This is a genomic window from Solidesulfovibrio sp. (assembly GCF_029978005.1).
Classification (GTDB): domain Bacteria; phylum Desulfobacterota; class Desulfovibrionia; order Desulfovibrionales; family Desulfovibrionaceae; genus Solidesulfovibrio.
Genome location: NZ_JARKOZ010000121.1, coordinates 18,616 through 35,715, shown reverse-complemented (window position 1 = coordinate 35,715; position 17,100 = coordinate 18,616). Strand labels below are relative to the sequence as shown.

The following is a 17,100-nucleotide window of genomic DNA, read 5'->3' as shown; positions in this document are numbered from 1 at the left end:
CGCAGCGACGGCATCGAAAGGCCAATTCCGGCCCCGCCGACGCACTCCCGCCCACGACCGCGTCTCCACCCGCTTCCCCATCCTCCGCCTCCCCCATTGGGGGGGACCGGGGGGATCATCCCCCCCGGCCGCCGGAGGCATGCCTTTACTCTTCTCCCTGCCCCTACTTCCCGCTCCTCACTCCTACTGGCTGACGACAAGCCGCATGATGTCGGCGGGCGGCCGGTTGTTTTCCAGGGACAACTCGCCGAAGGTCATGTCGCCGAAGGCGGTGATGTGGTGCCGGGCCAGGCGTTGCACGGCCACGGACAGCGGGATGTCGTATTCGCGGCAGAAAGTCTGGAGCATCATTTTTTCCAGTCCCGGCGGCGGCGTGGTCGGCATGGCCACGGACGGGACCGCGGGCGTTTGCGGGGCCGGGTATTGGACGGCCGGGGCCTGGGGTGCCGGCGCGGGCGCGATGGGCAGTCCGGGCTGCGTCGCCACGGGGGGGATCGTGGCGGCAGGGCTCGCGGGCTGGGCGGCATGACCGTAGGCGGGCGCGGGTTGCGTCGGCTGGCCAGGCTGCGCCTGGGTCGCGGGAGCGGCGGGCTGGACGGCCGGGGCCGGGGCCGGGGCGGGCGTGGCCGGCGCCGTGGGGTTCACGGGTTGGATGGGCGTGGCGCTGACGGCCGGCTGGGGGGTCGGCTCGGCCGGCGCGACGGGCTGGGCCGGCTCCACGACGACGGTCGTGGCGGTCTTTTCGCCGCGCAGGGCGTCGTAGACGGCGATGGGCAGGACGTTGTTGGCCTTGGCCACCTCGGTCAGGGTCTGGGCCGGCTGGGCCCTGATGCCGGCGGCTTGCAGGCGGCCCAGGACGGCGGCCTGGTCCAGGCCGTATTCCTCGCAGATGTCCGAGAGCTTGCGCCGGCCCAGGCCCGGGGGCGGATCCTTGGGCAGGCCGGCCGTGGTCTGGCCGCCCGAGGGTTCCATGACCATCTTGAGGGCTTCGAACACGCCGCCCGGGGCCACGCCGTTCTGGTGGGCGATTTCGGCCAGGGTCAGGTCGGCGGAGTCGGCCTTGATGTTTTTGAGCCGCAAAAGCGCCAGGGCCTTGTCGTTGTCCATGCCCATGCGCCGGGCGAGGTCGGCCAGGGTCGAGCGTTCGGCCAGGGCGAAGGGCGGTTCGCCGTAGGTTTCCACGGCCCGGGCCTTGAGGAAATCCGAGAAGGCCACGAGCTGGCGCACGGGCGGCAGTCCGGACAGCGCCCAGACGAAGACGGCCACGGTCACGAGGAGCCCGGCGAAGAAGGGCCGGGTGAAAACGACCACCACGCCGTCGTCGTCGCGCAGGTAGTCGAGCAGATTGTCCCAATTGCAGCCCAGGTGCGCCAGGCCGGCCACGATGAAAAGCAGCCCCATGCCGAGGTGCGCTCCATGCCAGCGCGAAAGCGAAAGCCCCAGGAAGGACCAGTTGGACCAGGAGGCCACACGGTCCGCCGGCGCGACGTACACGACCAGGGCGGTGAGCATCGTCAGGAAAAGGGAGAAGGACAGCACCAGCGAGACGATTTTCTTGAGCATCCAGGCACTCCATCCCCGGCGCGGCGGCCGGGCATGTCAGGTTGCCCGCCCTCTAGCACGCCTTGGCCGCTTTGCCCATCCCCGGCGGGGCGGGAGGGCTGTTGACGCCGCCTCCCAAAGACGCTACCTCCCGGCCCCAAGGCCGGCCCGAGCCGGCGAAGCGCAAGGAGCGAGACGATGCGAGAGAAGATCGAAGCCGCACTTGGCAAGATCCGTCCTTCCCTGCAGGCCGACGGCGGCGACGTGGAACTGGTCGAGGTGACGGACGGCGGCATTGTCCGGGTGCGTCTGACCGGAGCCTGCAAGGGCTGCCCCATGTCCCAAATGACGCTCAAAAGCGGCGTCGAGCGCATCCTCAAGCAGGAAGTGCCGGGCGTGAAGGCCGTGGAATCGGTCTAGCCCGCCAGCGTCTCCCGAAGTCCCGGCCGCCGCTTCCCTATCCGGCGCGCCGGCCATCGACCCCCGCCTTTTTCCGGGAGCTGCGCATGCAGCTCCCGTTTTCGCCTTGGAGCCCGACATGAACACCATCGTCACCCGGTTCGCCCCGAGCCCCACCGGCTATCTGCACATCGGCGGCGCGCGCACGGCCATCTTCAACTGGCTGCTGGCCCGCCACCACGGCGGCAAGTTTCTGCTGCGCATCGAGGACACGGACCTGGTCCGGTCCAACGCCGACATGACCCGGTCGATCCTGGACGCCATGGAGTGGCTGGGGCTTTCCCACGACGGCGAGATCACCTACCAGAGCCAACGCTTCGACCTTTACAACGAATACATCGACAAGCTCCTGGGCACCGGCCACGCCTACTGGTGCTCCTGCTCGCCCGAGGAGGTGGAGGCCATGCGCGAGGAAGCCCGGGCCAAGGGGCTCAAGCCCAAGTATTCCGGCCGCTGCCGCGAGGCGGGGCTGGGGCCCGGGCCGGCCCGGGTGGTGCGGCTCAAGGCCCCTGTGACCGGAGCCACGGTGGTGGACGACATGGTCAAGGGTTCGGTGTCCATCGACAACGCCGAGCTCGACGACATGGTGCTGCGCCGGGCCGACGGCTCGCCCACCTACAACCTGGCCGTGGTGGTGGACGACGCCACCATGGGCGTGACGCACATCATCCGCGGCGACGACCACCTCAACAACACGCCGCGCCAGATGCTCATCTACAAGGCCCTGGGCTTTCCCCTGCCCCGGTTCGGGCACGTGCCCATGATTCTCGGGCCGGACAAGAAGAAACTTTCCAAGCGCCACGGGGCCACGGCGGTCATGGAGTACGAGACCGAGGGCTTTCTGCCCGAGGCCATGCTCAACGGCCTGGTGCGCCTGGGCTGGGCCTGCGGCGACCAGGAGATCTTTTCGCGCGAGGAGCTGGTCGAGCTCTTCTCCACCGAGAACCTGGGCAGCTCGGCGGCGGTCTTCGACAAGGCCAAGCTCCTGTGGCTCAACGCCCACTACATCAAGGAAAGCCCGGCGGCGCGCCTGGCCGTGCTGGTCAACGCCTTCCTGGAACGCAAGGGCCTGCCGTCCCAGGACCTGGAGTACCTGGCCAGAGTGGTGCCGCTGCTGCAGCCGCGCGCCCAGACCCTCGCCGAGATGGCGGAGAAGGCGGAATGCTTCGTCGTGCGCACGGACGACCTCGTCTACGACATGGCGGCGGTGAAAAAGCTCTTCACCAACGAGGTGCGCGGGCATCTGGCGGCCGTGCGCACGCTCCTGGAGGGGATCGAGCCCTTCGACCAGGCGGGCCTGGAGCAGGCGGTGCACGCCTACATGGAAGAGCGCGCCATCAAGTTCAAGCTCCTGGCCCAGCCCATCCGCGTGGCCATCACCGGCGGCACGGCCAGCCCGGGCCTGTTCGAGACCATGGAGGTCATGGGCAAGCGGCGGGTGCTCTCCCGCATCGACCGGGCCCTGGCGCTCTAGGCGGCACGTTTTCGACGCTTGGCCCCCGGTCGCGACACATGTCGCGACCGGGGGCTTTTCGTTGCCGCCCCGCCGATGCTATCCTTGGGACAACACGGCGCCCGCGCGCCCCCTTTGGAGCCTTCTATTATGACGTCCATCATGCTCGAACTGGCCGCCGTCCTGGCGCTGATCCTCGTCAACGGCTTCTTCGCCATGGCCGAAATGGCGCTGGTGGCCTCGCGCAAGCCAAGGCTTACGACCCTGGCCAATGCCGGCAGCGCCCGGGCCAAACTGTGCCTGCGCCTGCTGGCCTCGCCGGAAGCCTTTCTCTCCGCCGTGCAGATCGGCATCACCCTGGCCGGCGTGCTGGCCAGCGCCTACGGCGGCGCGACCCTGGCCGCCGCCCTGGCCGAGTACCTCCGTACCGTGCCGCTCGTGGCGGCCTACGCCCACGGCCTGTCCCTGGCCGGGGTGGTGGTGCCCATCTCCGTGGCCACCCTGGTGCTCGGGGAGCTCGTGCCCAAGCGCCTGGGCCTGGCCCGGCCGGAACGGCTGGCCATGGCCGCCGCGCCGGTCATGCACGGGCTCATGCTGGTCAGCCGGCCGGCGGTGTGGGGGCTCGGCCTGGCCACCCGGGGCCTGTTGCGCCTGTTCGGCCTGGGCCACGGCGGCGAGACGGCCGTGACCGAGGAGGACATCCGGGGCCTTTTGCGCGAAGGGGCCCTGCACGGGGCCATCGAGCACGCCGAACGCGACATCATGGAGCGGCTTTTGCGCGTGACGGACCGGCCGCTGGAGGTCATCATGACCCACCGTTCGCGCATCGACCGCATCGACGCCGACGCCGACGACGAAGCCATCGTGGCCGCGATCATGGACAGTTCCCACACCCGGTTTCCGGTGGTGCGCGGCGACTTTCGCGAGGTGCTCGGCATCGTGCGGGCCAAGGACCTGCTGGCCGACCGGCTGCGCAACGGCACAATCGACCTCAAGGCGCGCCTGACGCCGCCGGTCTTCCTGCCCGAGACCATCCGGGGGCTGGACATCCTGTCGCGGTTTCGCCAGTCGCCGCGCGTGCATCTGGCCCTCGTCGTGGACGAGTACGGCGACGTGGTCGGCATGGTGACGGCGGCGGACGTGTTCGAGGATCTGGTCGGCGACCTGCCGGGCCTGGCCGGCTTCGACGAACCTTCGGTGGTGCGCCGGGAAGACGGTTCGTTTTTCATCGCCGCGGCCACGCCCATGGACGAAGTGGCGGCGGCCCTGGCCCTGCCCCAACCCTGGCCGGCGGAATTCGCCGGCGCGACCCTGGCCGGCTTCCTGCTCACCCGCCTGGGCCGCATCCCGGCCATCGGCGACAAGCTCACGGCCCACGGCGCGACCTTCGAGATCGCGGACATGGACGGCCGGCGCATCGACCGGGTGCTGGTCTCGCCGGACGGAGACGCGTCGGGGGAAGCGTAGCGTCGCATCCGCGAAATGCGTGCATGCGCATCATGGGGCGACAGGCATGAGGGATTCCAGACACGACGACAGACGCAAAAAAAGACGGCCCGTTTTCACGGGCCGTCCGAAAAACGAAAAAATGCCGTGTTAGTCGTTGCGCACGACCGGCTTGGTCACGACGCCGGTGCGCAGGCAGCGGGTGCACACGGTCATGGTGGTCACCTCGCCCGAGGGCAGCTGGGCGCGGACCTTGACCAGGTTGGGCTCGAAGCGGCGCTTGGTCTTGTTGTTGGCGTGGCTGACGTTGTTGCCGACCTGCGGCTTCTTGCCGCAATGCTCGCAAATCTTGGCCATGACGGTGGTTCCTCCTGGAAACATGATCGCGGGGCCGGCCTTCCGGAGCGTCTCCGGCCTGGCATGAGCCGCACGTTTTTCGCAGTGACGCAAAGAATTTTGTGAGGTACATGGGAAGGCGGGCCTTGGCAAGCTTTTTCTTGACAACGCCCGGGCCTCGGACTAGCACTCACTGTCTCGCGAGGAACCCATGTCCGAACTTTGGCTCGACATCACCGACATCCCGGCCGAGGGCCGGGAATTTTCGTTTTCCGACCAGGCCATCTGGACCGGGCCCATTGCGGAATTCGCCCTGCCCCACGTGCTGGACGCCCCCGGAACCGGTCTTTCCGCCGTCTTTTCCGTGCTGCCCCAAGGCCGGGGGGCGCTGGTGCGCGGCCGGCTTTCCGGCACGATCGTGGCGCCCTGCGACCGCTGCGCCGAGGACGTGACGCTGGTCATCGAAAACGATTTCGAGTTGTTCGAGGAAGCGCCCCTGGAGGACGAACAAGCCATGGAGCCGGGCCTTTTGCGCCGGCGGGGCAAGGTCCTGGAACTGGACGTGGGCAGCCTTTTGTGGGAACAATACCTGCTTGCCCTGCCGGTCAAGCCGCTTTGCGACGAAAGCTGCCAGGGGCTCTGCCCGCGCTGCGGCGCGCCGCTTCGCGACGGGCCCTGCGGCTGCGCCGAAGAAGGCGGCGACCCGAGGCTGGCCGTGCTCAAGAATTTGAAGGTGCCGCGCGGCTCCAACTGAAGCGGCTTTGCCGCCCCGTCGTCGCGCGATTGTCGATACCTGACCTTAAACCCCTAGCGAGGTGATCGCCATGGCCGTCCCCAATAGAAAAATCTCCAAGTCCCGCAAAGGCATGCGCCGCTCCCATGACCACGTGCCGGTTCCCGCCGTGGTCCTTTGCTCCTGCGGCGAGCCCACGCTCCCCCACCGCATCTGCCCGAGCTGCGGTACCTATCGCGGCCGCCAGATGCTGCGGAAGGACGATGCCGAATAAGAGGCCGCGCATCGCCGTGGACGCCATGGGCGGGGACTTCGGTCCCCACGTGGTCGTTCCCGGCGCCTTGCATGCCGCCAAGGCCGGCAAGGCCGACATCATCCTGGTCGGCGACCAGGACGCCATCGCCGCCCAACTGGCGCGTTACGACGCCAAGGGCCTGCCGGTGTCCGTGGTGCACGCCTCCCAGGTGGTGGAGATGGAGGAAAAACCTTCCGAGGCCATGCGCCGCAAGAAGGACTCCTCCATCCAGGTGGCCTGCAACCTCGTTCGCGACGGCGAGGCCGACGGCGTCATCTCCGCCGGCCACTCCGGCGCGACCTTGGCCTGCGCCATGTTCACCATCGGCCGCGCCCCGGGCGTGGACCGGCCGGCCATCGCCACCTTCATGCCCACGGAGAAGTCCCACTGCGTCATCATCGACGTGGGGGCCAACGTGGACTGCAAGCCGTTCCACCTGCTCCAGTTCGGCGTCATGGCCTCGGTCTTGGCCGAGACCATGCTCGGCCGGGTCAACCCGGCCGTGGCCCTGCTCTCCAACGGCGAGGAGTCGGGCAAGGGCAACCTGCTGGTCAAGGAGACCTTCGACCTGCTGCGCCTGTCCTCGCTCAACTTCGTCGGCAACATCGAAGGCCGCGACCTCTTCACCGGCAACGTCGACGTTGTGGTTTGCGACGGGTTCGTGGGCAACGTGGTGGTCAAGCAGGCCGAAGGACTGGCCTCCTCCCTGGGCAGGCTTTTAAAGGGCGAACTGCGCCGGGGCTTTTTCGGCAAGATCGGCACCATGCTGGCCTTAAACGCCCTCAAGCGCTTCTCGCGCCTGGTGGACTACGCCGAATACGGCGGCGCGCCGCTTCTCGGGCTCAAGGGCATCTGCCTCATCTGCCACGGTGCCTCCAACAGCAAGGCCATGTCCAGCGCCGTGCGCATGGCCGCCCGGTTCGTGGAGATGGAAGCCAACGACCACCTCTCCGAGGCCGTGGCCAAGAACATCGACCTGGCCGGCACCCGCCGCCACGCCGCCAACGAACAGCGCTGAGGCGCGAGCTCCCCACCGCATGACACACCAAGCCTACATTCGCGGCATCGGCTATTACGCGCCCGAAAAGGTGCTCACCAACGCCGACCTGGAAAAGATCGTCGAGACCTCCGACGAGTGGATCACCACCCGCACCGGCATCAAGGAACGCCACATCGCCGCGCCCGGGGAAACCGTCAGCGACATGGCCGCCGAGGCGGCCCGGCGCGCCCTGGCCGACGCCGGCCTGCCCGCCGACGCGATCACCCACATTTTCCTCTACACCGTCACCCCGGACTACTACACCCCGTCGGCCGCCTGCCTGATGGAGGAGAAGCTCGGCATCCGGGGCAAGGTGGTCCAGGACGTCAACGCCGCCTGCTGCGGCTACATCTACGGCCTGGAGATGGCCCGGGCCGTCATCGCCCTGCATCCCGAGGCCAAGGTGATCGTGGCCGCCGCCGAGGTGCTGACCTCGCGCACCAATTTCTCCGACCGCCGCACCTGCGTGCTCTTCGGCGACGCCGCCGCCGCCGCCGTGGTCACGGCTGAGGCGGCCTCGGGCAAGGCCCGCGTCGTGGACGCCCGTCTGGCCAGCGACGGATCGCTCGGGCACCTGCTCACCATCAAGGGCGGCGGCTCGGGCCACCCCTACAAGCTCGGCGACGTCGTGGACGAGGAATTCTTTCTCCAGATGAACGGCCCCGAGGTCTTCAAGCACGCCGTGCGCTCCATGGCCGCCGTGGGCGAGGAAATCATGGCCGCCCATGGCCTGACCAACGACGACATCGCCCTTTTCATCCCGCACCAGGCCAACCTGCGCATCATGGAGGCCGTGGCCAGGAAGCTGGCCCTGCCCCCGGAAAAAATCATGTCCACCGTGGCCCGCTTCGGCAACACCTCGGCCTCGACCATCGGCATCGCCCTGGTGGAGGCGCGAAACGCCGGCCGCATCCCCGCCGGCGGCAAGGTGCTGCTCGGGGCCTTCGGCGGCGGCTTCACCTGGGGTTCGGCCCTGCTGCAATTCTGACGGCGCGGGACGGAAAACCCATTTGCCGAGCCGAGGCGTTTCGGCTACGGTGTCGCCCTGCCGACCCGGCGGGCCTCGCCGGCCGGGCCTCGCAACCTCTTTCCGGCAGCGCGCGCCGGGGATTTCCACAGCGCGACAAGGAGCATTGCCCATGCGTACGGCCTTGGTCACCGGCGGGTCTCGCGGCATCGGCGCGGCCGTTTCCAAGCGGCTTGCCGCCGACGGCTTCGACGTGGTCCTGACCTACGTCAGCAAGCCCGACGCGGCCGCGGCCGTGGCCGACGCCATCACGGCCGAGGGCGGCAGCGCCCGGGCGCTGGCCCTGGACACCTCCGACCCGGCCGCCGTGGCCGCCTTTTTCGCCGAGCATCTCAAAGGCGCTGACCTGCACGTGCTGGTCAACAACGCCGGCATCACCCGCGACGGGCTCATCGCGCGCATGAAGGACGAGGACTTCGCCGCCGTCATAAACGTCAACCTCGTCGGGGCCTTCACCTGCCTGCGCGAGGCGGCCAAGATCATGATGAAGCGCCGCGAGGGCCGCATCGTCAACATCACCTCCGTGGTCGGCCAGTCGGGCAACGCCGGCCAGGCCAACTACGCCGCGGCCAAGGCCGGGCTCATCGGGCTCACCAAGTCCGCCGCCCTGGAGCTGGCTTCCCGCAACATCACGGTCAACGCCGTGGCCCCGGGCTACGTGGAGACCGACATGACCGCCGGCCTGTCCGACGCCGTCAAGACCGCCTTCGCCGAGCGCATTCCCTTGAAGCGCGCCTGCACTCCCGGGGAGATCGCCTCGGCCGTGGCCTATCTGGCCAGCGACGCCGCCGGCTACGTCACCGGCCAGGTGCTCGGGGTCAACGGCGGCATGTACATGTAATCGCAACATCATTGGAATAAAAATACGCCCACCCTTTGGAGGAAACCATGTCTGTCGCGGAAAAAGTCAAGGAAATCATCGTGGATCAGCTCGGCGTGGACGCCAGCGAGGTCAACCCCGAAGCCAAGTTCGTCGACGATCTGGGCGCGGACTCCCTGGACCTGACCGAGCTCATCATGGCCATGGAAGAGGAGTTCGGCGTCGAGATCTCCGACGAGGACGCCCAGCAGATCCAGAAAGTCCAGGACGCCATCTCCTTTATCGAAAAGAAAAAGGGCGAGTAGCCCAAAACGCCCAGCCGGTCCCGGGCGAAGGCCCGCCTTCGCCCGGACCGCGGACGGATGCGCCATGACCTTACACCGGGTAGTCGTCACCGGCCTTGCGGCCATCACCCCCATCGGCAACGATCTGGCCACAAGCTGGACCAACCTCGTGGCCGGCGTCTCGGGCGCGGGTCCCATCACCCGCTTCGACGCCGCCGCCTACGACACGCGCTTCGCCTGCGAAGTCAAAGACTTCGACGAGAAGCCGTTTATTGCGGCCAAGCTGGCCAAGCGCCTGGATCGTTTTACCATCTTCGCCGTGTCCGCCGCCATGATGCTCATGGAGGACGCGGGCTGGAAGATTCCCCCCGAGGAAGCGGCGGACGTCGCCGTCATCATCGGCTGCGGCCTGGGCGGCCTCGAAACCCTCGAAGCCACCCACACCAAGCTGCTCGCCCAGGGTCCCTCGCGGGTTTCGCCCTTTTTCATCCCCACCATGATCGCCAACATGGCCGCCGGCCAGGTTTCCATCGCCGTGGGGGCCAAGGGGCCCAACATCTGCACCACCACCGCCTGCGCCTCCGGCCAGCACGGCATCGGCAGCGCCTACACCGACATCAAGCTCGGCCGCGCCACGGCCGCCATCTGCGGCGGCGTGGAATCGACCGTCACCCCGCTGGCCGTGGGCGGCTTCAATGCCCTCAAAGCCCTGTCCACGCGCAACGACGATCCGACCAAGGCCTCGCGTCCCTTCGACGCCGACCGCGACGGCTTCGTCATCGGCGAGGGATGCGGCCTGCTGCTCCTGGAATCCCTGGAGCACGCCAAGGCCCGCGGCGCGCGCATCTACGCCGAAGCCATCGGCTACGGCGCGTCGGGCGACGCCTTCCACATGACCGCGCCCCCAGAGGACGGCGAAGGCATGGCCCTGGCCATGAAGGCCGCCCTTCGCGAGGCCGGCCTGGCTCCCGAGGAGCTCGCGCACATCAACGCCCACGGCACCTCCACGTCGCTCAACGACGCCTGCGAGACCGTGGCCATCAAGTCGGTCCTCGGCGACCACGCGAAAAACGTGATCCTCACGGCCAACAAGTCCATGATCGGCCACTGCCTGGGCGCGGCCGGCGGCATCGAGTCGGTCATGAGCGTCAAGACGATGGTCGAGGGCGTGATCCCGCCCACCATCAACCTGGACAACCAGGACCCGGCCTGCGACCTCGATTGCACCCCCAACGTGGCCCGCAAGGTCGCCGTGCCCAACGTCCTTTGCAACTCCTTCGGCTTCGGCGGCACCAACGCCTGCATGCTGTACAAGGCGTACGCCGAATAGCGCGACATTCCCTGGAGGTGCGAAGACATCTTCAGGGAAGGGGAATCTTGAACCTTCGACCTTGAAAGACGTCGCCACGGCTTTCGAGGGCAGACAGCAAGGACCTGCCGGGACGGCCCGGCGCGCCACGCAATCTTAAGCAGGGGGGCGGCCGGAAACGGCTTTCCCCCCTTGCACTTTACGAGGTTACGCCATGGAAGAACTGCTGATCGCCGATCCCGAAGTCGGGCGCGCCGTGTGCCTGGAAATCGAACGCCAGACCGGCAAGCTCGAAATGATCGCCTCCGAGAACTTCGTGTCCGTGGCCGTGCGCCAGGCGCAGGGCAGCGTGCTCACCCACAAGTACGCCGAGGGCTATCCCGGCAAGCGCTACTACGGCGGCTGCGAATACGTGGACGTGGCCGAGGACTTGGCCCGCGACCGGGTCAAGGCGCTGTTCGGGGCCGAGTACGCCAACGTCCAGCCCCATTCCGGCTCCCAGGCCAACATGGCCGCCTATTTCGCCGCCATCAAGCCCGGCGACACCCTGCTCGGCATGGACCTCTCCCACGGCGGCCACCTGACCCACGGCTCGCCGGTCAACTTCTCGGGCAAGCTTTTCAACATCGTCTTCTACCACGTGAAGAAGGAGACGGGCACCATCGACTACGAGGAAGTCGAGCGCCTGGCCAAGGAGCACAAGCCGGCGGCCATCGTGGCCGGGGCCAGCGCCTATCCGCGCATCATCGACTTCCCGCGCTTTCGGGCCATCGCCGACGAGGTCGGGGCCAAGCTCATCGTGGACATGGCCCACATCGCCGGGCTGGTAGCCACGGGGCACCATCCCTCGCCCGTGCCCTACGCCCACGTCACCACCTCGACCACGCACAAGACCCTGCGCGGCCCGCGCGGCGGCCTGATCCTGTCTTCCGAGGAATACGGCAAGACGCTCAACTCGCAGATCTTCCCCGGCATCCAGGGCGGCCCGCTCATGCACGTCATCGCGGCCAAGGCCGTGGCTTTCGGCGAGGCGCTCAAGCCCGCCTTCAAGACCTACCAGGGCCAGGTGGTGCAAAACTGCCAGGTGCTGGCCAAGGGACTGCTCGACGCCGGCTACGAGCTGGTTTCCGGCGGCACGGACAACCACCTCGTGCTGGTGGACCTGACCAACAAGGACGTGACCGGCAAGGACGCCGAGCACGCCCTGGACCTGGCCGGCATCACGGTCAACAAGAACACGGTGCCCTTCGAGACGCGCTCGCCGTTTATCACCTCCGGCGTTCGCATCGGCACGGCGGCGCTGACCACGCGCGGCATGGTCGAGGCGGACATCGTCCGGATCGTCGGCTGGATCGACGCGGCGATCAAGTCCGCGTCCAACGCGACGAGGCTCGACGAAATCCGCAAGGACGTGGAGAAGTTCGCCCGGGATTTCCCGCTGTTCGCCTGGTAGCAAAGACTTGGGGGCCTCCCCCAAGCCCCTGCCGGGGAGCTTATTCTCCCCGGTTCATATAGCGCATCGGGCTGTCGGGACGTTTCGTCCCGGCGGCCCGATGCTGTTTTGTCCGGGCCGTCCCTTGCCGGGAGAAAGAGGGGCGTGTAGGAATTTTGGAAATCTAGGTTCCAAACCCGCTCGGGATGGAAATATAATTTCACACCCAAGGGAATAATTCCATGCTCATCAAACGCTTGGAAGTGAAGGGATTCAAGTCCCTCAAGGACGTGGTCTGGGAGCCTGGCCCGCTGACCATTCTGATCGGGCCGAATGGGTCGGGGAAAACAAATATCCTTAAGGCGATAGAGTTAATATCCTCTTCAGGGAAAGGGTCTTTGGAAGATGTCATTCAAGTTTTCGGAGGGATATCATCCATTTTCTGGGATGGCGCATGCAGAGATATACACATAGACTTCGATATAAACATAGGCGAATACGACTTCCATCCGACACCAACTTATGCGACATACCAAATCAACATCAACAATTCGTTATTTTCTTCAACTTACACATTAAACCATGAAAAGTATACTACATACAATACATACAACAATAAATTCAGCACGCTAATAAACAGAAATTCTATTATGGCAACAGTTACCACTGAAGGCAAAGACAAACAGATTGAAATAAATAAACAATCTATTTTCAACAAAGAAACTATTGTATCGCGATATAATGATCGTTTCGACACTGATCATGAAATCAGTGCATTACAATACCTACTATCAACCATTTCAACATACAATACTATTCTTACTACGTCCAATGCTAAAATACGTTTTCCTTTAATAACTCGTCATGAAACAGATGTTCACTCTGACGGTCAAAATCTCGTCAACGTCCTCCATACCCTCTATTCCGAAAACAGAGACTTCGAAAACGACATCAACACGGCCATGCGCGCCGCCTTCGGCGACGACTTCGACCGCCTCGTCTTCCCGCCGGCGGCGGACCAACTCGTGCAACTGCGCATCCGCTGGAAGTCCCTCAAGCGCGAGCAGTCCATGCTCGACCTCTCCGACGGCACCATACGGTTCCTGTTCCTCATGACCGTGCTGTGCAATCCCGAACCGCCGTCGCTCATCGCCATAGACGAGCCCGAAACCGGCCTGCACCCCTCCATGTTCCCCATCATCGCCGAATACGCGGCCGAGGCCTCCACGCGCACGCAGGTCGTCTTCTCCACCCACTCGCCGCAATTCCTGGACGCCTTCAGCGACTTCAACCCGACCACGACCGTCACCACCTGGCAGGACGGCGAAACCAAAATCAAGAACCTCGACGGCGAAGCCCTCAAGGAGTGGCTCAAGCACTACTCCCTCGGCACGCTCTTCCTCTCGGGCGACCTGGAGGCCATGGCGTGAAGATCATCCTCCTCGTCGAGGGCGAGACGGAGCAAAAAGCGCTGCCCGAGTTCTTCCGCCGCTGGCTACAGGGCCGGCACGTCGATCCGCTGCCCGCGATAAGCGCGGTCAACGCCGAAGGCTGCGGCAACCACATCAAAGAATGTGCCCGACGTACCGAGCTCCATCTCAAAAACCCCGACGTCGTCGCCGTGTTCGGCCTGCTCGACGTCTACGGCGCGAACAACATCCCAGGCCATTGCCGGACCGTCGACGAAAAATGCGACTATCTGCGCCAACTCCTGGAAAGGGAAGTCGGCTCCCCAAAATTCCGGCAGCATTTCGCGGTCCATGAACTGGAAGCCTGGCTGCTGAGCGACCCGACGATCTTCCCGCCGGCAGTCCGAAAAGGCCTGCCCGCAAAGGCCGCCCGGCCGGAAACGGTCAATTCCACGGAACCGCCAAGCAAGCTGCTCGAGCGGCTCTACCGTAAAGCCACGAAGCGCGAATACAAAAAGCGCGTCGATGGCCATACCCTCTTCACCCGCCTCGACCCCAACCTTGCCTACGCCAAATGCAAGGCCCTGGCCGCCCTGCTCGACGACATGCTTGCCTGCGTCCGGGACGCGCGGGCCTGAGCCTCCCCCCGCCTTGACGCCGCCGCGCCCTTGGTCCACTCTCCGGCCATCGCCGCTTCTTTCGACGGAGCCTCCATGGACAAACGCCTGCCCTGGCCCGACTACTTCATGCGCATCGCCTACCTCGTGGCCGAGCGCAGCACCTGCCGCCGGCGCAAGGTCGGAGCCGTGGCCGTCAAGGACCGCCGCATACTGGCCACGGGCTACAACGGCTCCCCCACCGGCACCGCCCACTGCCTGGACATCGGCTGCCTGCGCGAGGAGCTCAGCATCCCCTCGGGCGAACGCCACGAACTGTGCCGGGGGCTGCACGCCGAACAAAACGTCATCATCCAATGCGCCCTGCACGGGGTGCCCATCGCCGGGGCCGACGTCTACTGCACCACCCAGCCGTGCCTGATCTGCACCAAGATGCTCATCAACTGCCAGGTCAACCACATCTATTTCAGCCAGGGCTACCCCGATCCGCTTTCGGCCAAGATGATCGCCGAGGCCGGCATCGGCTTCGACCTGCTGGAGGGAAACCATGCCGTCTGACGCGGACTTCATGGCCCGGGCCCTGGAACTGGCCGAGCGCGGCCGGGGAAGCGTCACCCCCAACCCAAGGGTCGGCGCGGTGCTCGCGCGCGACGGCGAGGTCCTGGCCGAGGGCTGGCACAAGGTCTTCGGCGGCCCCCACGCCGAGGTGGAATGCCTGCGCGCGGCCGAGGAACAGGGCGTCGATCCGGCCGGGGCCACGATGTACGTGACGCTCGAGCCCTGCAACCACTTCGGCAAGACGCCGCCCTGCTCGCGCACGCTGCTCGAATCCGGAGTGTCCCGGGTGGTGGTCGGCTGCCTGGACCCCAATCCCGTGGCCGGCGGCGGGGCCGAACTCCTGCGCCAGGGCGGGGTGGAAGTGACCGTCGGCGTCATGGAGCAGGCCTGCCGCGACGCCATCGCCGATTTCGTGGTCTGGAAGACCCAGGGCCGGCCCTTCGTCACCCTCAAGCTGGCCATGACCCTCGACGGACACATCGCCACGCGCCTGGGCGATTCGGGCTGGGTGAGCGGCGAGGCCTCTCGGGCCCGGGTCCACGCCATGCGCGCCGCCTCCCAGGCCGTCATGGTCGGCGGCGGGACGCTTTACACCGACAATCCCCGGCTCACCCACCGCGACGTGGAAGGGCCGCTGGCCGCCAATCCCCAGCCCCTGGCCGTGGTCGTCACCCGGCGGCTGCCCCATGCCGAAGCGCCGCTTTTCCTTCTCACCGACCGGCCCGGGGAGCTCGTGCTGCTCACCGACACGGTCCACCTCAAAGGCTTGGCCGCCGAACGCCTGGCCGCCCGGGGCATCCGCGTCTGGGGTCTGCCCGAGCACGAGGACGGCTCGCTTGACCTGCAGCCGGGTCTGGCCCGGTTGCGGGAGGAGGCAGGGGTCTACGCCCTGCTGTGCGAGGGCGGCGGCGGCCTGGCCGGGAGCCTGCTGACCCAGGGGTTGGCCGACGAACTGGCCCTTTTCTACGCGCCGAAGATCCTGGGCGACGCCGAGGCCCTGCCCGCCTTTCGCGGCCGGGACATCGCCCGCATGGCCGACGCCGCCGGCGTGCGTTTCCTCAGGACCGAACGGGTGGGCGAGGACATCCTGGTGACGGCGCGCCCGGCCAAGCCCGGCCCCTTGCCCTCCCGGCGCTGACCCGCCCCGACGGTCCGCGACGTCCCGCTTCCGGCCCGCCCGGTCCGGCCGGAAGCGCTCCGCCCGGCTGCCCTATTCCATGCGCGTCAGGTATTGGGCCACGGTCTGGGCGTCCAGCGTCAGGGTCGGGCCGGACTCGGTCTGCGCCAGCAGCGGCGAGTGGTAGGGATCGAACTCGTGGGGCGCGATGAGGCCGTTGAAGATTTCCCGCAGGGCCCGCGCGCCGATGCGGCTGTTTTTGGCCGCCGCCTCGGCCACGGCCACGGCCGCCTCCCTGGTCAGGCGCAGGGTGATGCCCATGTGGCGGAAATAGTCGGCGCAAAGCCGCAGGGGCGAATTGCCGGCGCTCAAGAAAATCTGGAGAAGCTCCTCCTTGCCCAGGTCGTCGAGCATGGCGATGGAGCCGAAGCGCGAGACGAACTGCGGCATCATGCCGTAGGCGAAAAGATCGGCCAGGCGCAGGTAGTCGCGCAGCTTGAACTTGGTCACCGTGCGCACCGACACCGAACCGTCGGCCCGGCGCTCCACCTCCGAAACTTCCTTCAGCCGCCGGTCGTCGCGGCGGTTGACCAGGCAGGCGTACACCTGGTCGTAGAGTTCCTCGAAGGCCCCGCCGCACACGAACAGGAGCTTGCCCGTGTCGAGGGTCAGCTCGGCCTCCACCTCGCACCCGTTCTCCGTCACCGTGGTCCGGTAGAGAAACCGCTCGCCCTCGAGGAGCGTGAGCAGCGCGTACTGCGTGGTGATGCCGGCCACGTTGGCCTTGTCCGAGACCCGGCCCGAGATCTTGTCCACCTCGTCCACGCACACCGTGGCGTTTTCCAGGTAGCCGGCCAGCTGCGCCGCCGTCAGCGCCGAGCCGAAGAGCACCCGCGCCCGGGCCTCGAGCTTGCGGAAAAGCCGCGTGGTGCGGTCCTCGCCCTCCACTTCCACGGCCAGGGTGTTGGCGTTGACGATGACCATGACCCGGAAGCACGAAAGCGCGTCGCTGCTGTCATAGAGGTCGGTGATGGCCTGCATGAGGGTGGTCTTGCCCGTGCCGGAGTTGCCGATCAGCAGCACGTTGGGCGCGGGCAGGCCGTTGATGTGCTTGTAGAGCGACACGCTGATGCGGCGCAAAAGGTCCGGCTGGCCGAGCACGCGCTTGGCCAGGAAGGCGTCGATGTCCACGGGGAGAAGAGGCTGGTCCATTGCGGCTCCTGT

18 protein-coding genes are annotated in these 17,100 nt (G+C 66.7%); 15 read left to right on the top strand and 3 right to left on the bottom strand.

Annotated elements, in window-relative coordinates; all coding sequences use genetic code 11:
• Positions 1-183 precede the first annotated feature (183 nt).
• Entirely contained in the window at positions 184-1,563 is a 1,380-nt protein-coding gene (locus Q1K70_RS13885) for a DUF4405 domain-containing protein (RefSeq protein ID WP_300160752.1), read from the bottom strand.
• A 177-nt stretch (positions 1,564-1,740) separates the two neighbouring features.
• On the opposite strand from Q1K70_RS13885, the gene Q1K70_RS13880 reads away from it, so the two are divergent.
• From Q1K70_RS13880 to Q1K70_RS13870, 3 genes are all read left to right on the top strand, one after another.
• Positions 1,741-1,962, top strand: a complete 222-nt coding sequence (locus Q1K70_RS13880) for a NifU family protein (RefSeq protein WP_300160751.1) — start codon at positions 1,741-1,743, stop codon at positions 1,960-1,962.
• Between the two features lie 118 nt (positions 1,963-2,080).
• Positions 2,081-3,475, top strand: coding sequence for a glutamate--tRNA ligase (gene gltX / locus Q1K70_RS13875; protein WP_300160750.1), 1,395 nt, complete (start codon positions 2,081-2,083; stop codon positions 3,473-3,475).
• Positions 3,476-3,604: 129 nt separating this feature from the next.
• Entirely contained in the window at positions 3,605-4,921 is a 1,317-nt protein-coding gene (locus Q1K70_RS13870) for a hemolysin family protein (protein ID WP_300160748.1), read from the top strand.
• Between the two features lie 129 nt (positions 4,922-5,050).
• Here Q1K70_RS13870 and rpmB read toward each other — a convergent pair whose 3' ends face one another.
• The gene (gene rpmB, locus Q1K70_RS13865; protein WP_300160746.1) at positions 5,051-5,257 is read right to left on the bottom strand and encodes a 50S ribosomal protein L28; all 207 of its coding nucleotides are present in this window, start codon (positions 5,255-5,257) and stop codon (positions 5,051-5,053) included.
• A gap of 190 nt (positions 5,258-5,447) precedes the next feature.
• Here rpmB and Q1K70_RS13860 point away from each other — a divergent pair, with 190 nt between their 5' ends.
• The 12 genes from Q1K70_RS13860 (at position 5,448) to ribD (ending at position 15,897) form a co-directional block, all read left to right on the top strand.
• Complete coding sequence (locus tag Q1K70_RS13860) at positions 5,448-5,990, top strand: DUF177 domain-containing protein (RefSeq protein WP_300160744.1); 543 nt, start codon at positions 5,448-5,450, stop codon at positions 5,988-5,990.
• Between the two features lie 70 nt (positions 5,991-6,060).
• Entirely contained in the window at positions 6,061-6,243 is a 183-nt protein-coding gene (gene rpmF, locus Q1K70_RS13855) for a 50S ribosomal protein L32 (RefSeq protein WP_300160742.1), read from the top strand.
• A complete protein-coding gene (gene plsX, locus Q1K70_RS13850; protein WP_300160740.1) occupies positions 6,233-7,282 on the top strand; it encodes a phosphate acyltransferase PlsX in 1,050 nt (349 codons plus the stop codon). Before rpmF ends, plsX begins: the two co-directional genes overlap by 11 nt.
• A gap of 19 nt (positions 7,283-7,301) precedes the next feature.
• Positions 7,302-8,291 carry a beta-ketoacyl-ACP synthase III gene (locus Q1K70_RS13845; RefSeq protein ID WP_300160738.1) on the top strand — a complete coding sequence of 330 codons (990 nt, stop codon included), beginning with the start codon at positions 7,302-7,304 and terminating at the stop codon, positions 8,289-8,291.
• Positions 8,292-8,442: 151 nt separating this feature from the next.
• On the top strand, positions 8,443-9,171 hold the full coding sequence (gene fabG / locus Q1K70_RS13840; RefSeq protein WP_300160736.1) for a 3-oxoacyl-[acyl-carrier-protein] reductase: 729 nt from the start codon (positions 8,443-8,445) through the stop codon (positions 9,169-9,171).
• A gap of 47 nt (positions 9,172-9,218) precedes the next feature.
• Positions 9,219-9,455: an acyl carrier protein gene (locus Q1K70_RS13835; protein WP_300160735.1), complete on the top strand. Its 237-nt coding sequence runs from the start codon at positions 9,219-9,221 to the stop codon at positions 9,453-9,455.
• A 64-nt stretch (positions 9,456-9,519) separates the two neighbouring features.
• On the top strand, positions 9,520-10,764 hold the full coding sequence (fabF, locus tag Q1K70_RS13830; RefSeq protein ID WP_300160733.1) for a beta-ketoacyl-ACP synthase II: 1,245 nt from the start codon (positions 9,520-9,522) through the stop codon (positions 10,762-10,764).
• A gap of 193 nt (positions 10,765-10,957) precedes the next feature.
• Positions 10,958-12,196: a serine hydroxymethyltransferase gene (gene glyA / locus Q1K70_RS13825; RefSeq protein WP_300160731.1), complete on the top strand. Its 1,239-nt coding sequence runs from the start codon at positions 10,958-10,960 to the stop codon at positions 12,194-12,196.
• A gap of 221 nt (positions 12,197-12,417) precedes the next feature.
• Complete coding sequence (locus Q1K70_RS13820) at positions 12,418-13,605, top strand: AAA family ATPase (protein ID WP_300160729.1); 1,188 nt, start codon at positions 12,418-12,420, stop codon at positions 13,603-13,605.
• Positions 13,602-14,222 (top strand): DUF4276 family protein, encoded by a 621-nt coding sequence (locus tag Q1K70_RS13815; RefSeq protein ID WP_300160727.1) that lies wholly within the window; start codon positions 13,602-13,604, stop codon positions 14,220-14,222. The genes Q1K70_RS13820 and Q1K70_RS13815 overlap by 4 nt, the downstream gene beginning before the upstream one ends.
• Before the next feature lie 75 nt (positions 14,223-14,297).
• Entirely contained in the window at positions 14,298-14,759 is a 462-nt protein-coding gene (locus tag Q1K70_RS13810; protein ID WP_300160725.1) for a cytidine/deoxycytidylate deaminase family protein, read from the top strand.
• Positions 14,749-15,897, top strand: a complete 1,149-nt coding sequence (gene ribD, locus Q1K70_RS13805; RefSeq protein ID WP_300160723.1) for a bifunctional diaminohydroxyphosphoribosylaminopyrimidine deaminase/5-amino-6-(5-phosphoribosylamino)uracil reductase RibD — start codon at positions 14,749-14,751, stop codon at positions 15,895-15,897. The genes Q1K70_RS13810 and ribD overlap by 11 nt, the downstream gene beginning before the upstream one ends.
• A gap of 72 nt (positions 15,898-15,969) precedes the next feature.
• On the opposite strand, the gene Q1K70_RS13800 is transcribed toward ribD, so the two are convergent.
• Positions 15,970-17,088: an AAA family ATPase gene (locus tag Q1K70_RS13800; RefSeq protein WP_300160721.1), complete on the bottom strand. Its 1,119-nt coding sequence runs from the start codon at positions 17,086-17,088 to the stop codon at positions 15,970-15,972.
• Between the last annotated feature and the right edge of the window lie 12 nt (positions 17,089-17,100).

Bases quoted from the DNA above. Each gene is read 5' to 3' on its own strand.
- Q1K70_RS13870 (WP_300160748.1), top strand. From the start codon at position 3,605: ATGACGTCCATCATGCTCGAACTGGCCGCCGTCCTGGCGCTGATCCTC.
- rpmF (WP_300160742.1), top strand. From the start codon at position 6,061: ATGGCCGTCCCCAATAGAAAAATCTCCAAGTCCCGCAAAGGCATGCGC.
- Q1K70_RS13820 (WP_300160729.1), top strand. From the start codon at position 12,418: ATGCTCATCAAACGCTTGGAAGTGAAGGGATTCAAGTCCCTCAAGGAC.
- fabG (WP_300160736.1), top strand. From the start codon at position 8,443: ATGCGTACGGCCTTGGTCACCGGCGGGTCTCGCGGCATCGGCGCGGCC.
- Q1K70_RS13885 (WP_300160752.1), bottom strand. From the start codon at position 1,563: ATGCTCAAGAAAATCGTCTCGCTGGTGCTGTCCTTCTCCCTTTTCCTG.
- rpmB (WP_300160746.1), bottom strand. From the start codon at position 5,257: ATGGCCAAGATTTGCGAGCATTGCGGCAAGAAGCCGCAGGTCGGCAAC.
- Q1K70_RS13835 (WP_300160735.1), top strand. From the start codon at position 9,219: ATGTCTGTCGCGGAAAAAGTCAAGGAAATCATCGTGGATCAGCTCGGC.
- Q1K70_RS13845 (WP_300160738.1), top strand. From the start codon at position 7,302: ATGACACACCAAGCCTACATTCGCGGCATCGGCTATTACGCGCCCGAA.
- Q1K70_RS13860 (WP_300160744.1), top strand. From the start codon at position 5,448: ATGTCCGAACTTTGGCTCGACATCACCGACATCCCGGCCGAGGGCCGG.
- Q1K70_RS13800 (WP_300160721.1), bottom strand. From the start codon at position 17,088: ATGGACCAGCCTCTTCTCCCCGTGGACATCGACGCCTTCCTGGCCAAG.
- gltX (WP_300160750.1), top strand. From the start codon at position 2,081: ATGAACACCATCGTCACCCGGTTCGCCCCGAGCCCCACCGGCTATCTG.
- Q1K70_RS13880 (WP_300160751.1), top strand. From the start codon at position 1,741: ATGCGAGAGAAGATCGAAGCCGCACTTGGCAAGATCCGTCCTTCCCTG.
- fabF (WP_300160733.1), top strand. From the start codon at position 9,520: ATGACCTTACACCGGGTAGTCGTCACCGGCCTTGCGGCCATCACCCCC.
- glyA (WP_300160731.1), top strand. From the start codon at position 10,958: ATGGAAGAACTGCTGATCGCCGATCCCGAAGTCGGGCGCGCCGTGTGC.
- plsX (WP_300160740.1), top strand. From the start codon at position 6,233: ATGCCGAATAAGAGGCCGCGCATCGCCGTGGACGCCATGGGCGGGGAC.
- Q1K70_RS13810 (WP_300160725.1), top strand. From the start codon at position 14,298: ATGGACAAACGCCTGCCCTGGCCCGACTACTTCATGCGCATCGCCTAC.
- ribD (WP_300160723.1), top strand. From the start codon at position 14,749: ATGCCGTCTGACGCGGACTTCATGGCCCGGGCCCTGGAACTGGCCGAG.